The organism is Thetidibacter halocola, from assembly GCF_018224955.1.
In the GTDB taxonomy this organism is placed as follows: domain Bacteria; phylum Pseudomonadota; class Alphaproteobacteria; order Rhodobacterales; family Rhodobacteraceae; genus Thetidibacter; species Thetidibacter halocola.
This window is the reverse complement of sequence record NZ_JAGTUU010000009.1, coordinates 1-15,432: the sequence shown is the minus strand read 5'-3', so window position 1 is coordinate 15,432 and position 15,432 is coordinate 1. Positions and strand designations below refer to the sequence as shown.

The following is a 15,432-nucleotide window of genomic DNA, read 5'->3' as shown; positions in this document are numbered from 1 at the left end:
GCTCATTCGGCCCAGAGCCATCATTCGCCCTATCGAGCCCATGGCGACCCCAAGGAACATGCAGGCATATCAGGCTCCTAAATGTATGAAACTTGTTCCTCGCCGAACAAGCCTCTATCAATCAACTCCCGTCCTGCGTCTTTTGGATTAAGAGAGAAGAATAGTACACGCAAGTTCACCTCCGCACGGGAAAAGCAGACATAGGCAAGCTTCCGTGTTAGCTCTGCTTGGCGCTCAGTCGGATCACCCGCGGTGATCGGAGTAAGCGTCTTACCAAAGCTATAGTTGTTCCAAGCTGCTTCGATGTCGTCTATTACGACCAATACGTTAGGATATTCTTCGCCCTTAGACCCATGCTGGGTGCTGAAGGGCGAATTCTCACCGAGGAAATCAACGTAAGGGCCAATTTCACTGCAGTCCATTTCAAAGAACTCATCCGCCAGCCAGTCCCCTTTGTCGCGCTGGTGGTCCTCGTCGTCAACATCGAATTCTTCACGGGCATCACGTTTTAGCTGCGAAGAAAGGCGATCCGAAAGCTGTAACAAGTCGCTGTCCTCACAATATTTTAGGATCTCCTTGGTTGTCGCCCCCCCCCACAACTCCGCCAGCTTTGAGGAAATCTCATCGGCACGATTAAGCATTTGTTTTAGCGATTTCCCCCTGTTGACGCCGGACGGAGAAAATGCAGGGCTTGTTTGGCGCAATACTTCCAGAATAACCTTTGATTCACCCTTGGCCCGCGCTGACATAAGTGGATAAATGACCTCGACAAAGGGCTTTAGGAGGTAGTGCGTCCCGTCTTCATAGCCGGATTGCGATCGCGACGATGAGTAAACGCCCGTAAACAGGCGGTGGAGCTTCGAGAAGTTCAGCCGTCTCGCAATCATTTGCCGCGCCAAGAACAGCTTCTTCACAGATGCGATGTCTTGCCAATGCCAGTTTTCCATTTCTTGGTGAAACATGCCGGACACATGATCGAGCTGTTCTGATGTATATGTCTTTCTGGGCCCCTCCGGATCAGGTGACTGTGCAATAGTGATTTCCACGCTACCCATGACATCCGCGTTTTTGCCCGCCGGGAATTGCTCTACATCATCCCTAAGTTTGTTGAGAAGGTTTATAACTGAAACAGAACAACGGAAGTTCTCTTGTTTTGAGATGGTCTCTGAGCCATCTGGTCCGGCAAAGTCGCCCGCGCGCTTGTCGTAGATTTGCTGCATGGGATCGCCAAAATACCCGATGATTGGGAGGCCTTCCTTGGCGCAAACAGAGTTCAACGCAGCCATAACCTGCGGAAATGTGTCTTGAGCTTCGTCTACGAAAATGAAGGGGTACTTGAAGCCAAGACCCTTCTGGAGCATTGGCTTCTCGGCAATTAAGTATGAGGCCACATCTATAATGTCATCATGGTTGAGTACGCATTTCGAATAGTCACTTACCGTCGTTTCTTCATACTTTACAGGTGGACTATGTTCGATGAGCTCTGCAAGCTCCTCACGCAAGCGTTCAACTTTCTTTCGTGCGGAAATTGACTTTTTTGAGTTCCCCCCATTATCATCTTGTTCCGCCTTCTCGATGTGGGCAGGGACAACGTGCTCGATCAAGGCCTCCCTCAAGGCGGTTTGAAACCTTGATACCTCGCCCCAAAGAAATCCATGGAGTGTCGTTACAGCGTAAAGCTCATCATACCCCAAACGTGATGAGATCACTCCCACGGCCCGGTTGGTATAGGTGATGCAAACCACTTTCTGGCCATGCTCTCGGAGTTGACGCCCCTGTGCCTCACGAATTTTCTTTAGGGCCTCAATCAATGACGTGGTCTTGCCAGAGCCTGCGCCGGCTATGACGGCGAAAGATCTCTCCTCATCGATGCATTTGGAAATTTGGATATCAGCTTCAGTTTGCTGCAGGTCAGGCATTTTGCTCTCCTGCAATCGGTTTATCGCCTACGCGGGCTTCGAGCCAGCGCAACCCGACTGCAATGTATTCCGGAACCGCCCAAGGCGCAGCGCCCTCAACGTCGGGATCACGGGCCAAAACATCCATAGCAAACTCAGTCTTTTTGAATGTAGAGCTTTTTATCCGTTCCCATACCACCTGATGAAAATCTGCGGCGTCAGCGGGTATGTCCTTCCCAATTGACAACGCGCCGATAGAGAAGAGTCCATGGTTTTCATAGACAAAAGCTTCTTCCAGCGTTCTTCCGTGGAAGACGTGAGTGGCGCCCCCGTATGCGATCTCGATCTTCTTTTGGAAAGTGACGAAGCGCATATCTCCTGCTTGGATATGATCCGCGTCAGCTTTGGCCGTTAAATCGGAGACAAGGTCACTACCTTCGAAGAAGTACTTTATAGAGGCGTTCGAGGTGACACATCCCGCATCGGTTGCTTTGCATCCCTTCCGGTTGTTGTTCGGGTCTACGGAGTCGATGTCCGTGATTACCAAATAGGGAATCCCAAGAAACTCCAAGAGCTTTGCGAAGCGCATACTGTAGGCACCACCAACCTCAAGAATAGTGATGTACTTCGAATTCAATCCATCCGCTGCAAGATCGATCATTTTTGGCAATAAAAGTTTCTCAACCGCCCCCTCGACCAAAATCGCAGCGTCGGCGAAGAACAGATCACAATGGGTCAACCGAAGGTACTTTTTCAAAAATGCCAGCGCCTCATCCACACTGATCGCAAGATCACCAACATTGATTGCGTCGGGTTGGAACTCCTTCAGACTTTTGACGATCGATCCTGGGTATGAGTTCCCAGTGCCTTCATCATCCAAATCGACGCGGCGGAAGTAGCGAATTTTTGAGAAGTCCACCGCATCCAACACATGGGACGAATGGGTCGTGACAGTGAGCTGCGGCCGGGGCGCCGTGTCGCCCGCACCTTGGGTAAGTACCTTCCACATTTGCTTGATAAAGGTTTGCTGTACTTGCGCATGCAGATGAACCTCGGGCTCTTCGACAAAGATCACTTGGCACAGCGGACGATTTTCATCGGTCGCAAGCCACTGCTTGTAAAAGTTGTCGATTTGAATGGCCATGAAGACAAGGTTCTTAAAGCCAAGACCGTTGTTGGCCTCAGGCAGTTCATGGCTGGATGTGGCGTCTACATAGAAGAGCTCGGCGCTACCTCGCAGTGCAACTTCGGAGCTGAGCGTCGATACAATTTTCATCGCCCGATCATTGGGCGAGGGGAGTCCCAATTCGGCGATCATGCCCATCAAGGGTTGAAAATGTTCAAGATAGTGATTCGTCAGGTTTTGGTTGTTTTGTTCGATCACAGCGACCGCTTCTTCCGCGGCTTCGGCTTGCTCCAAATTCCGCTGGTAGTATGCTGCAAACGCTTCCGAGAGCTTGTTGCTGCGCGTGGCATTCTCGTCGTCGATGTTCCGCTGCGCATCGACAAAATCAACACGAAGCAACGACCGAAGCGTTTTCTTCCCCTCCGTTGGATCAAGGGGCGTCGAAACAATGCCCGTAGCGCTATTCTCAAGAGAGTAGTATCGGGACTTGAAATGCGCCTTAAGGTTCCCCTCCAAGGCAAGGAAATCTACCAGCTTCCTCTTGCGTTGGCCGTCGCCTTGCACAGGGAATGCTTGATCATACTTGGTCCAAAGCTCGGCCGCATCCTCGACTTCCAAGGAGCATCGAATACCAATTTCCGTAAAGTCACCCTAGAGATCAGTAGCCAGCGCGAAAACTGTTCCAAACTCAATGGCGCCAGGGTCAATATGGAACCAAAGATCAAGCTGGATACTTGGGAGGGGCGCGGGAGCAGCAGGATCGTATGTATTGATCGCTGTCAAGGAATAAAGTGAAAAATCGTGAATCTTGAAGTCGCGGCTGCTTAAAAAGCTCCTGATCGCCGCGGTTGCAGATGTCTTGCCGCTATTGTTTGGACCCACAAAAACGGTTTCTTTTTCTTCGAAATCAATCACGACGTCTTTCAGGCGTCGGAAATTACGTAAAACAATTTTCTTAAGGTACATGTAGCGCCGCCTCCGAATCTTTTCGCGACGATAACAACCCAAAGGTCAAATGGAAACCATGTCTCTCCATTTGGTTGCGCCTCGCAGAGACATGCTGCCGGGGCTTCGACGCCTCCGTACAATCAAAGTGACTTGGATGGAAGTCATAAGCCTCTGAGTTGATCAGATCGGAACAAGGTGGCCTTTTCCCTGCGATGCTCATCAATGTCTTAGAACTTTCGACGGTTTACGTTGAGCGGTGCGACTCGGCAATGGACGCATGTTACCCGTTTCGGTCATTTGGACACTGGCCTGTAGAGGTCCGGAGAGCGCCCTACCTGTAGGCGACCCGGGGTTCCGCTTCGTGGACCTGGCGGAGTGTCTGCTTCCGCGTCCTGACCGGGTTGAGTTCGCAGGTGCAGAGAAGTTCCGGTTCCCGCCCGTCCTGCAGCAATTAGCCAAAGCATAATTGTCACTCGAGGCCAAACAGCTGTCTCAGGGCTTCGGGTACAGGTTCCTTCAGATCCCAGTGAACCGTGATCGGTGCTTCTCCGCCCCAGCCGGCAAATCGGACGGGACCTGCGTAGCGGAATGGCGCGGCGCGTCCGTCTCGGAGTTTGGATTTTCGAACGAAAAGGTGGATCGTCCAGCCGGGCTCTTCTCCGGATATGATCTTGCCGCGGCTGCTGGCCCGGCGGGTGCTGGTCTGGGTTTGCCAGACAAACTGGGTTGGGCTGGCGAATTCGTCGGCGTAGTGATCGCCAACCGACATGCTGCTCTTGTCCATGGTGACGAGTAGGATCATGGCCTTTACGTCCTTGATCACAACGATGCCGGAGTTCCAAGAACCCGTGTTGAACACCGCGCCGAATAGTGGCGGGATGAGTTCTCGGGAGTATTCTTCCCAGATTTTTGGGCCCAATGCGGGCGGAGTGGGGCGGCTGCCGGGGGCTTCGGCCGCTTCGGCCAAACTGGACGCGTTCGGTTGATCGTAGGTAATGCTTCGGGTCTGAAAATGCCGAAGCAGACGCCAATCGACCAGTTCCGACGCCAGTGTGGACAACTGAACATCATGGCTTTCGCCAATTGTCGTCTCGAAGGTGCCAGGGCCAAGGCGGAACCATTCGGTTTCGCCAAGCAGCTTAAGCGGGAACTTGGTGAGCAAACTTCGGATCGCTGCGGTGTCATCGGGATTGACGCTTAAATCCGATTTGATTTCGGGGTTGCGCCGGGCGAGACGACTGACACGTTCGGCCAGATCTGCGACGGCGATGCGGCCCGGGAATGCACCTGCCTCGATCATTCCGCGCAGGGCCAACATCTTGTAGCTGCGCGTCATTCGCGTGGTCTCAAGCTCGTCCAGGAGGCCTTTGTGGACGGTCCAAGCGGCATGCATATCACCCGTCAGATCGCCCATATCGTTGACGAAACCAAGCCAACCAGCGTGGCCGGTTCGGCCAGGATTGAAACCTGCGTGCTGAACCTCCGACGCTGTTGGCCGAACCCCGTGTCGGTCGCGGAAATCGCGGTAGAAGGCGGTCAGTTCTTCACCGTCGCGCGGTTGGCGGATCAGCGATTTGAGGATGTCGAGGGCTTCAAGCTCATAGGTAACTTCGCAACCCGCCGGAAAGCTGATCTCATGGCGTTCAAGTTTTTCCAACGCGATCCGGAGCGCACCTTCGCCTGCGCCGATGCGCAACAGCGTTCTGGCTTTGGTCAGGAAGATGCGGTGGTTGCCGATATAGTCGATCACCGCCAGATGCGTTTTCTCGGCTGATCGCCGCAGGCCGCGTCCAAGTTGCTGCAACCAGATCACCGGGCTTTCGGTCGGACGCAGCATCAACACAGTATCGATGGAGGGGACGTCGACGCCTTCGTTGAACATGTCGACCGCGTAGATGATGTCGAGGTCTCCGTTCTCGAGCGCTTTCAACGCGCTGGCGCGCGGGGCCGATGTCTCGCCGGAATGGACGGCCACTGCCCGCAAACCGCGCGCCAGCGAGAACTCAGCCATGAAATCCGCGTGGCGGCGCGAAACGCAAAATCCGATCGCCTTTTTGCCGCCACGCCGCGCCAGCTGGTCCAGCGCGTTTTCAGCACGTGCTTGCGTCGCCACGGCTTCGGTCAGAGCGGCCTCATCGAACTTGCCGCTGCGCCATGGGATCTGCGCGTATTCCACGGGGTCGGGCACGCCGTAATACTTGAATGGGGACAGCAATTCGCGGTCGATACCGGACCAGAGATCACATTCGTAAACGAGGTTTTCCTCGCATAGGCCCAGAAGATCGGCGCCATCGCTGCGGTCCGGTGTCGCCGTCAGGCCGAGAAGGAATTGCGGGGTGAAGTGATCGATGATCCGGCGGTATGTCGTAGCCGCGGCGTGGTGGAATTCGTCCACGACGATGTAGTCGAAAGCGTCCGGCGCAAAGCGGTTCAGGTGCTGCGCGCGCGAAAGCGTCTGGATCGAGGCGAAGAGAACGTCGGCATCGAAGTCTTTCTCGCCACCGCCGAAACGCGCCAGCCGCGCCTTGGGGCGGATGGCGCGAAAGGCGGCCATGGCTTGGGTCAGGATTTCTTCGCGATGGGCGACGAACAGGACACGCGCCGCTGTCTGACTGTCGAATGCGGCAAGGAAGGTTTTGCCGAGGCCGGTTGCGAGAACGACCAAACCGGCGCGATAGCCCTTGGCCCGTGTCGCGGCGAGCGCGTGGAGAGCCTCTTGCTGTATGGCATGTGGCTTGGGCGCGTCTTCGGGTGTTTCTGCCGGAACGCCGGATTGCGTTGGCAATGGCGGGATCCGGCGGGCCTCATAGCTATCGATCCAACCTGGCGTGAGATCTATTACCTCCGGCCGAGCCAAGAGGTTTTCGAAGGCCGTGCGGGCATTTGACAGAGGCAGGGCGTCGGATCGGTCGAAATGGCGCAGGTTCCATTCGACACCTTCGGTCAGCGCGGACCGAGAGAGGTTCGAAGATCCAACAATCAGGGCGCCTGCGCCGTCCGCGAAGGAAAACATCCAGGCCTTGGGGTGAAACGGAATGCGGTCTGCCTGAAAAATGTAGAGGTGCCGGTCGTGTTCCAGATCCTGCATCAAGCGCAGAGCAACCGGCTCTGTGACATCCAGATAATCGCCGGTCAGCAACCGCAGCCGTCCGCCACGCTCCAGGAGGTCGCGCAGATGCGGCAAGACCAACCGAGCACCCGACGTCATGAGAAACGAAACAGCCAGATCGATGGAGTGGGCCTGGTCGATCAGGGGGCGCAGATGAGCATGGAGGGCGTCATCGCCCCCGGAAATCAGCGGGCTGTCATGTGGCGCGCCGGGTATGGGGCCGATTGCGGTGGCGGGCGCTTCCAAACGGAGATGGAAATGCGGCTCAGACTCGATGAGTGCGACCGGGGCCTGCCCCTCATCCGCTTCCAAGAGCTTTTGCGCCGGGGTCACGCGCGCCATGAGAGCGATCTGCTCCGCCTCGGTCAGGTCACGCCAGCGCTTCACGTGCCGGCGCGGGGCAAGGACAAGGCCTGCGCCATTCCGGATCAGGAAAACCTGGGCGTCACACTCGATCACGGTATCCATGATCGGGGCGCAATACGGACATGGGGTGGTGGCGGAAATTTCAGCAGGCACGCGTCAGGATTTTCTCAACAAGGCATTGAGCCAAATATCTTCTTTTCTATCGGGGCGGCGGTCATTGGTCCGCCAGAACTCAACCTGCCGCAGAGCGGGGCATTCGTCCAGGAGCGCCAACAAAGATTCTTCGGTCATGTCGGTGAAATGTCGTCCGTCTTTCTGTCGGTCCCCGGAGCCGAGCTTAAATGACGCGTAGAGAATGCCGTCTGTGACCAAGTGGTTGACGAGGCGGCGTATGACATCGGGCAGATCGCGGCGCGCGACGTGAAGCAGTGAAGCACATGCCCATATCCCCTCGAACGGGTGCTCCCAGGAGAAGTCCTCGAACCGCATGTGCTGCACAGGAAGCCCTGCAAATTCCGTAGCCGCTTTCACCATGGTGGGCGAGGCGTCGAAGGCCGCTACCTGATATCCAGCATGGTGGAAGGCTCGCGCGTCACGGCCCGATCCGGTCCCTGCATCCAGGATGCGGATCGTGTCGGCAGGGGCTTCCGGAAGTTCAGCGATGAATCTTTGGCGCAGCGCAGACATGTCGACATGGCGGGTATCCGTCAGGAATTGCTCGGCATTGGCGTCGTAAAAATCGTTCATTTCATGAGCCCGCCTGTCAGTTTGGCCGCAGCATTCCAGGGCTGGCGATTCACTGTCAATCGGATCCTGTACCTATGGTGGAACAGCTGCAGTAGGGTACCAATCGAATAGACAGCGGCGGGCGACAGGGCCGGTGCATGGCGAACCCAGGTCTTGCTTTCCCACAGGGCGGTATTTCGTGTCGTTCTTGACCCCAGCGGTTGTGCCGGTCCACATATGTTATTGATTTACAAAGCTTCGCCGGTGCGCCCTGTTAAAAGCCGTCCAACAGCCTGACCCATTCCTGGCGCAATGCCTGTCCGTCGACCTCGAAGTCGACCCGAAAGCGGCGCGGGTTTTCGATCTGGCGGCGGTACGCCTTGACGACGCCCCCGCCATTCGGGGCCAAAAGGGAGAAATGGCAGCGGCGCTGGATCGGCTTGAGGCCGAGCTTGGCGATACAGGGCATCTGATCGGGCACAACATCCTGCGCCACGATCTCCCGCATCTGCTGGCGATGCGCCCCCGGCTGGCAAAACTTGCCGAAGCGCCGATCGACACGCTTTGGCTCAATCCCCTGGCGTTTCCCAGGAACCCCTATCATCACCTCGTCAAACACTACCATGATGGTCGGTTGCTTTCGGGGCACGTCAACGATCCAGAGGCGGACGCACGGCTGGTTTTTGAAGTCTTGGCCAACCAGATGGAGGCTTTTCGGGCGTTGAACGCGAAGGCACCGGAAACGCTGGCGGCCTACCATTACCTGACGACGCGCGGCGAGCTGGATCAGGGGTTCGATGCGGTGTTCAGCCATGTGCGCGAAACCTCTGTCCCGTCCGCAGAGCAAGCGCGACAGGTGCTCGGGCGTTTGCTGGAGGGGGAAGCTTGCAAGCCGGCCATGCGGCACATGTTGGAACAGGTCGGCTCACCCCAGACAGGTTGGCCGCTGGCCTACGCGCTCGCCTGGATCTCGGTTGCTGGAGGGGATTCCGTTATGCCGCCCTGGGTGCGGATGCAGTTCCCGGATGCCGCGCGCATGGTCAAATGGTTGCGCGACACAACCTGCGAGGCCCCCGATTGCGCCTGGTGCCGCGAGAAGAGCGATCCGGTGAAAGCCCTGTCTCGCTGGTTCGGCTTCGAGGGATTTCGTCCGACACCAACCGATGCTGATGGCCGCCCTCTGCAAGAACGCATCGTCGATGAGGGTATGCGGGGCAACAGCGTGCTGGGCATCCTGCCAACCGGGACAGGCAAATCCGTTTGCTACCAGATCCCGGCATTGGCCAAGTTTGATCGGACAGGCGCTCTGACGGTCGTGATCTCGCCACTGGTGGCGCTCATGGCCGACCAGGTTGCGGGTATGGAGCGTACGGGAATTTCCGCGGCGGTGACGGTAAACGGATTGCTCTCGCTACCCGAACGGCAGGATGCCTTGGACAAGGTGCGCATGGGTGATGCCGCCATGCTTTTGATCTCGCCGGAGCAGTTGCGCAGCGTCTCGGTGCGATCCGTTCTAATGCAACGCGAGATTGGGTTGTGGGTTCTGGATGAGGCGCATTGCGTCTCGAAATGGGGTCACGATTTCCGGCCCGACTATCGCTATGTCTCACGGTTTATCAGGGAAACAGCGGGTGATGAAGATCCGGCGCCAGTGATCTGTCTGACGGCAACCGCCAAACCTGAGGTCGTGCGCGATATTCGGGACCACTTTCACCAACGGCTCGGCACGGATCTATTGTTGCTGGATGGCGGGGCCTCACGGACGAACCTGAGTTTCGAGGTGCGCTCAACCGGCAAACGCACCAAGCTGGCGGACATTTTGTCAGTGATCGAACAGCGATTGCCGCCCGAAGGCGCATCCGGTGCCGTGGTGTATTGCGCGACACGCAAGGCGACTGAGGATGTGGCGCAGTTCCTGCAACACCAGGGGCTGTCGGCAGAACGCTACCACGCGGGCCTGACGCCGGACGAGAAGAAGACCATTCAGGAAAGATTCCGCGTTGGTGACTTGCGGGTCATCGCGGCAACGAACGCCTTTGGCATGGGGATCGACAAGCCTGACATCCGACTTGTTGTCCATGGAGACATTCCCGGATCGCTGGAGAACTACCTGCAAGAGGCAGGGCGCGCCGGGCGAGACAGAGATCACGCCAATTGCGTGTTGCTTTACGCACCGGATGACGTGGAACGGCAGTTCCAACTGTCCGCGCGATCGCGCCTGGACCGTCGCGAAATCGGCGCGATTTTGAAGGCCGTTCGACGCATGGATCAGCGCACGCGCAGCACCGGGACTGTTGTCGCCACCTCGGGCGAGATCGTGCGGCAAGAGCATGATCGTGAGTTCCAACGCGAGAGCGCAACGGACGACACGCGGGTCAAGACGGCGATCTCCTGGTTGGAAGAAGCCAAGCTCCTGTCGCGCGAGGAAAACCGGGTGCAGGTTTTCCCTTCATCGCTTCGGGTTCGCAGCCTTGATGAAGCGGGGTCGCGGATCGACAAGGCGCAGATCACTGGGATGCGGCGAACGCAATTGATGGACCTCGTGCGCCACCTGATGAACGCTCCGCCCGACGAAGGCATATCCACCGACGAATTGACCGGCATCAGCGGGCTGACGGGTGGGCAGTTGACCAAGGCATTGGCTGATCTGGAAAGCCTCGGTATCGCCCGCAACGACACGGCGGTGACGGTTTTTGTGCATTCCGGTGTCTCAGACGACTCCCGTAAACGATTGAGCCAGGCAACACAGTTGGAAACGGACCTCATTGCCCTAATGCGGGAAGAGGCACCTGACGCCGAGGATCAGGCCAGCACCCCCTTCAACCTTCAACTGGCTTGCCAGAAACTGCGCGATGCGGGCCACAGCCATGTCCGACCAGATGTGATTGAAAAACTGCTGCGGGGTATGGCGCGCGATGGGCGCGACCTCGATGGCGGCAAGGGGAATGTACGCCTGCGCAAGGCATCGCGAGATACGCTTTTCGTTGCCCTGCAACGCAGTTGGGCCGTTCTGGAGCAGTCGGCGGCGCTGCGAAGGCAAGCCGGAGAGGCTCTGGTCGAACATCTGCTTGGACGTCTCGCGAAAGGTCAGCGCGGCAAGGATCAGCAGGTCGAAACGACGTTGGGTGACATGCTGGCAAGCCTGACTGGCGACGCTTTCTTGCGCGGGCAGGTCAAGGAGATGACGCGTCTGATGGACCGCGCGCTTCTGTGGTTGCATGAGCAGGACGTGGTGACCCTTGGCAAGGGCCTGACTGTCTTTCGACCGGCGATGACCGTGCAGCTGGCTCCTGGAAAAACCCAGTTTTTGGTCAAGGACTTTGCCCCCCTACAGGAGCACTACGACGAGCAGACCGTGCAGACGCATGTGATGGCGACCTATGCTGAAACAGGCCTCTCCTCGATGCCTGACGCTATGCGCCTATCCGAGGACTATTTCGCGCTCGATCAAGAAGCCTTCATGGGCCGCTGGATGAAGGGGCGAATGACTGAGGTCAAACGGCAAACGACCGGTAAATCCTGGGCCAGCGTTGTCGAGTCTCTGGGCAATTCAGTTCAGCAGAAGATCGTTGCCGATGATCGGGACGCTACGAATGTGCTTGTTCTTGCCGGGCCAGGTTCGGGCAAGACACGGGTGCTGGTGCATCGCATCGCCTACCTGATCCGCGTGCGTCGCGAAGACCCGCGCAGCATTCTTGTGCTGAGTTACAATCGCCATGCCGCAGTGGAAATCCGGGCTCGGCTGCGACACCTGATCGGTGACGAAGCCTTTGGCGTGACGGTTTCAACGTGTCATGCCATGGCCATGCGGTTGGTGGGCGCGAGTTTTGCCGGGTCGCAGGCCGAAAGCCGCGATTTCGACGGCATCGTCATGGAAGCGGTGCGCCAATTGAACGGCGAAGGGCTCACCAAGACAGAGGCGGAGGCGCAACGCGAGACGTTGATCCAGGAGTATCGCTGGATCCTGGTCGACGAGTATCAAGACATTGGCCCGGAAGAATACGCCTTGATCGCGGCTGTTGCCGGGCGGACGATCGACGATGAGGACATGAAGCTCAGCCTCTTTGCCGTGGGCGATGACGATCAAAATATCTACGCCTTTGCCGGCGCGTCCATCCGCTACATCCGCCAATTCGAACAGGATTATCGGGCACGCCCCGAATATCTGGTCGAGAATTACCGCTCGACAGGCCACATCATTGCGGCGTCGAACACGGTGATCGCGGGTGCGACGGACCGCATGAAAATCGGCCATGACATCACCATCGACCGCAATCGTAGAAAAGAGCCTGCGGGCGGCATCATGACTGAGGGCGATCCCGTGGGACAGGGGCGCGTGCAATTGCTGCAATGCCCGCCGGGGGATCGTGCACAGGCGGTCGCGGCTGTGACGGAGCTGCAACGGTTGGAGGCCTTGGAACCAGGGTGGAATTGGTCGCGCACAGCGATCATCGCCCGGAACTGGCGACAGCTTGCTCCGGTGCGCGCCTATGCAGAAGCGCAGGGCATCCCGGTCGAAATGGCAAACGAAAGCTTGCCCAGCGTTTGGCGGCTGCGGGAAATGCGGCAGTTCATCGATGGGATCAGCCGGGATCGCACACGCCTGCTCGACGTGACGGATTTGTTGGAGGTCGTGAACGCGCTGCCGCGAAATCGCTGGTCGGACCTGATTGCAGAGGGCGTGGCCGCGCTGGTGCAGGAAATCGGGGCGGGGTCTGCCTCGGTCCCCGATCTGGTCGAGTGGTTTGGAGAATGGTCACGAGATGCCCGCGGCGAACAGCATGGCTTGTTGTTGATGACTGCGCATAGGGCAAAGGGACTGGAATTCGATGACGTGGTGATCCTGAACGGTGGCTGGGACAGACCCTCCCGGAACGAAGATCTCGATGCACCGCGCCGCCTGTTCTACGTTGCCATGACCCGTGCCCGCCGGAGCCTTGCGGTCATGACCCAGGGAGCGCACGCCTTCCTGCCTTCGGAGGGCGACAGCATCTTGCGTCGCCATGCGGCTTTGCCTGACGTGAAAGACCTGCCGCCAGACCGAGCCTATCTCATGCCTGACATGAGCCAAGTGTTCATCGACTGGGCCGGGCGACTAAGGGCTGGCGATGTGAGTCTTGATGCCATCGCTCAAGCGCAGACTGGTGACCCCGTCACTCTGAACCAACAGAATGGCCGCTGGTGGGTGACGGATCGACAGGGGCGAAGGCTGATCGGTATGAAAGGCGGATGGGGGGTGCCGGATGGTCGCCGCATCGTCTCCGCGGCAATCGGGGCGATCGTCGCGCGCCATGCGCATGAAAGTGGCGAAGACCATCGCGCCAAGCTTCAGCAGGAACGCTGGGAGGTTGTCCTGCCAGAGATCATTCTGGAGTAACCGGGTTCGTTCTCGGCGAAGGAAAAATTCAATAGTGCGGATTTTCTTGCCTCGATGTTCCGCGAAGCTCTCATGTAATCGATTGAAAATAATGAAACTATCCTCAAGGCCTCTGTGCGTTGCACAGTTTCCCAAATGGAAACGGATTGTTTATTTCCGAAATTTTTCGTTCAGCCAATTTCCCGCTCGGACACGCCAAGGCCGGACATAGGGACATGACCGGCCGCGCGCTGTGAGGACGCAGAAGCGCCACGGACAGGCCTGAGTTCATTCAGGTCGTCTGCCTCACTGCAATTCAGAGCGGAGATGACACATGCACGTCACGCCGACTGGCGGCTACACGCTGCCAAAGCAGACCGTCTATGAGCGCCAGGTCGCGAAAGGACGTAAAGAACACTTCACCGGACATATCGTATTGGGCGCACCAGGAGACGAGCGCCTTCTCGACATCGAAAGCCATGATGAATTGATGGTCGTGACGGGCAAGGCCATGCCCTGCCGATCCCGCGCCACTTTACAGATACCCAAGAAACCCGCGGTGTGATGGTTGTGGCAAAGTCCGGCGCTGGCAAGACTCGGATGATCAAGCGCGCCCTGTCGCGTCATCCGGCTCTGCAGCCCGACGCGGAACATCTGCGCCCCTGGATCATGGCACGGGTGCCCAGCCCGGCCACGACGAAAGGCCTCGGCATCGCGATCCTCGAGGCGACGGCTTACCCCGACTTGGGGCGCAACCGCGTGGAGCGGGAGATTTGGGGTATCGTGCGGCACCGCTTGGCCGAGCTGGGCACCATCGTGCTCTGGATCGACGACCCACGTCGCGGCAAACCTGATCAGCCCGTCCCGGTCACTCGAGCTCTTCGGGATGGGCGCGGATAAATTCTCCCGCCGCATGCGCCACGCCCGTGTCCGCCCCGCATTTTCCCACGCTGAAATCGGTGCAGACCTCTACAATCGGGCCGACACACATCGCTTCCTCGACATGTAACATAATGGGCCCTATCGGCCTTCGGGCAGGCCTTGCTACCGTTGGGTGATTGATGTATATACCGATGTGAATACGGAGGCCGCTATGATTGAAACAAGGATCCGCAAAGTGGGTAACTCGGCAGTCATGACATTGACGACCGAGATGTTGACCATACTGGACGCAAAAGAGGGCGACACGCTTTTCGTTGTCCGTGGCGATGATGGCAGCCTCAAGCTGCTGGCACATGACCCCTCGGTGGCGGAAGCATTGACTGCGGCCGAAGTCGTGATGGATGAAAACCGGGACATGCTTCAAGCCCTCGCATGACGAAATTCGTCTGGGTGCCGATCGCGGCGGTGACGGTCATACACGATCGCCAGATCGCCCGACACGGAGGTGCGTCAGGTCTGCGAGATCGCGCTCTTTTGGAGATGGGATGTGCTCGAGCCATGAACTTGGCCGCATACACGGATGCCGAAGTGTCCGAAATCGCTGCGGCTTACGCCTTCGGCATCGCAAAGGCGCACGCATTCGTTGACGGCAACAAGCGGACGGCCTTCGTCACCGCGGTGACGTTCCTTCGGCTCAATGGCTTCACGTTCAGGCCGGACCCTGTCGACGGTGTTCACATGATGGAAGGCCTGGCGTCGGGCGACGTGACCGAAGCTGAATTTGCAAAGTGGCTTTCCGCCAGCATGTCACCGCTTGAATGAATTCTTCAAAACCCGCAAAATCAAGTAGCCCTGCCGACCTATCGGCGGGGCTTTCTTGTATTTCGAGGGGGCCATGGGAGTGCCCCCACTGAAGTGGTCCACGAACTGGGATAGTCTTATCCCGATTTTCAGGAGGACCAAGAGATGGCTGGCAAGCGCGACAAACCCGAGGACATCGTGTTGAAGCTGCGGCAGGTTG

At 57.8% G+C, this 15,432-nt stretch carries 11 protein-coding genes; 5 read left to right on the top strand and 6 right to left on the bottom strand.

The window, feature by feature from the left end:
- Window positions 1-77: 77 nt before the first annotated feature.
- From KB874_RS19565 to KB874_RS19545, 5 genes are all read right to left on the bottom strand, one after another.
- The gene (locus KB874_RS19565) at window positions 78-1,919 is read right to left on the bottom strand and encodes a UvrD-helicase domain-containing protein (protein ID WP_212538259.1); all 1,842 of its coding nucleotides are present in this window, start codon (window positions 1,917-1,919) and stop codon (window positions 78-80) included.
- A complete protein-coding gene (locus tag KB874_RS19560; RefSeq protein WP_212538258.1) occupies window positions 1,912-3,642 on the bottom strand; it encodes an ATP-dependent nuclease in 1,731 nt (576 codons plus the stop codon). The genes KB874_RS19565 and KB874_RS19560 overlap by 8 nt, the downstream gene beginning before the upstream one ends.
- A gap of 33 nt (window positions 3,643-3,675) precedes the next feature.
- Complete coding sequence (locus tag KB874_RS19555; RefSeq protein ID WP_212538257.1) at window positions 3,676-3,990, bottom strand: AAA family ATPase; 315 nt, start codon at window positions 3,988-3,990, stop codon at window positions 3,676-3,678.
- A gap of 451 nt (window positions 3,991-4,441) precedes the next feature.
- Window positions 4,442-7,549: a DUF3427 domain-containing protein gene (locus tag KB874_RS19550; protein WP_212538256.1), complete on the bottom strand. Its 3,108-nt coding sequence runs from the start codon at window positions 7,547-7,549 to the stop codon at window positions 4,442-4,444.
- Window positions 7,550-7,603: 54 nt separating this feature from the next.
- A complete protein-coding gene (locus tag KB874_RS19545; protein ID WP_212538255.1) occupies window positions 7,604-8,194 on the bottom strand; it encodes a class I SAM-dependent methyltransferase in 591 nt (196 codons plus the stop codon).
- 397 nt (window positions 8,195-8,591) lie between these two features.
- Between KB874_RS19545 and KB874_RS19540 the strand changes: the two genes are divergently transcribed.
- The 5 genes from KB874_RS19540 (at window position 8,592) to KB874_RS19520 (ending at window position 15,233) form a co-directional block, all read left to right on the top strand.
- Window positions 8,592-13,550 carry a RecQ family ATP-dependent DNA helicase gene (locus KB874_RS19540; RefSeq protein WP_249200664.1) on the top strand — a complete coding sequence of 1,653 codons (4,959 nt, stop codon included), beginning with the start codon at window positions 8,592-8,594 and terminating at the stop codon, window positions 13,548-13,550.
- A gap of 313 nt (window positions 13,551-13,863) precedes the next feature.
- Window positions 13,864-14,094 carry a hypothetical protein gene (locus tag KB874_RS19535; protein ID WP_212538254.1) on the top strand — a complete coding sequence of 77 codons (231 nt, stop codon included), beginning with the start codon at window positions 13,864-13,866 and terminating at the stop codon, window positions 14,092-14,094.
- A 35-nt stretch (window positions 14,095-14,129) separates the two neighbouring features.
- Window positions 14,130-14,429: a TniB family NTP-binding protein gene (locus KB874_RS19530; protein WP_249200662.1), complete on the top strand. Its 300-nt coding sequence runs from the start codon at window positions 14,130-14,132 to the stop codon at window positions 14,427-14,429.
- Between the two features lie 193 nt (window positions 14,430-14,622).
- The gene (locus tag KB874_RS19525; protein ID WP_212538252.1) at window positions 14,623-14,847 is read left to right on the top strand and encodes an AbrB/MazE/SpoVT family DNA-binding domain-containing protein; all 225 of its coding nucleotides are present in this window, start codon (window positions 14,623-14,625) and stop codon (window positions 14,845-14,847) included.
- Window positions 14,844-15,233 carry a type II toxin-antitoxin system death-on-curing family toxin gene (locus KB874_RS19520; RefSeq protein ID WP_212538251.1) on the top strand — a complete coding sequence of 130 codons (390 nt, stop codon included), beginning with the start codon at window positions 14,844-14,846 and terminating at the stop codon, window positions 15,231-15,233. Before KB874_RS19525 ends, KB874_RS19520 begins: the two co-directional genes overlap by 4 nt.
- On the opposite strand, the gene KB874_RS19515 is transcribed toward KB874_RS19520, so the two are convergent.
- The coding region (locus tag KB874_RS19515; protein ID WP_212538250.1) for a hypothetical protein at window positions 15,219-15,432 on the bottom strand (214 nt) is incomplete at its 5' end. The genes KB874_RS19520 and KB874_RS19515 overlap by 15 nt on opposite strands.

Excerpts from the sequence above, each read along its gene's own strand:
- KB874_RS19530 (WP_249200662.1), top strand. The coding sequence starts at position 14,130 with ATGATCAAGCGCGCCCTGTCGCGTCATCCGGCTCTGCAGCCCGACGCG.
- KB874_RS19520 (WP_212538251.1), top strand. The coding sequence starts at position 14,844 with ATGACGAAATTCGTCTGGGTGCCGATCGCGGCGGTGACGGTCATACAC.
- KB874_RS19565 (WP_212538259.1), bottom strand. The coding sequence starts at position 1,919 with ATGCCTGACCTGCAGCAAACTGAAGCTGATATCCAAATTTCCAAATGC.
- KB874_RS19545 (WP_212538255.1), bottom strand. The coding sequence starts at position 8,194 with ATGAACGATTTTTACGACGCCAATGCCGAGCAATTCCTGACGGATACC.
- KB874_RS19550 (WP_212538256.1), bottom strand. The coding sequence starts at position 7,549 with ATGGATACCGTGATCGAGTGTGACGCCCAGGTTTTCCTGATCCGGAAT.
- KB874_RS19535 (WP_212538254.1), top strand. The coding sequence starts at position 13,864 with ATGCACGTCACGCCGACTGGCGGCTACACGCTGCCAAAGCAGACCGTC.
- KB874_RS19555 (WP_212538257.1), bottom strand. The coding sequence starts at position 3,990 with ATGTACCTTAAGAAAATTGTTTTACGTAATTTCCGACGCCTGAAAGAC.
- KB874_RS19540 (WP_249200664.1), top strand. The coding sequence starts at position 8,592 with ATGGCAGCGGCGCTGGATCGGCTTGAGGCCGAGCTTGGCGATACAGGG.
- KB874_RS19525 (WP_212538252.1), top strand. The coding sequence starts at position 14,623 with ATGATTGAAACAAGGATCCGCAAAGTGGGTAACTCGGCAGTCATGACA.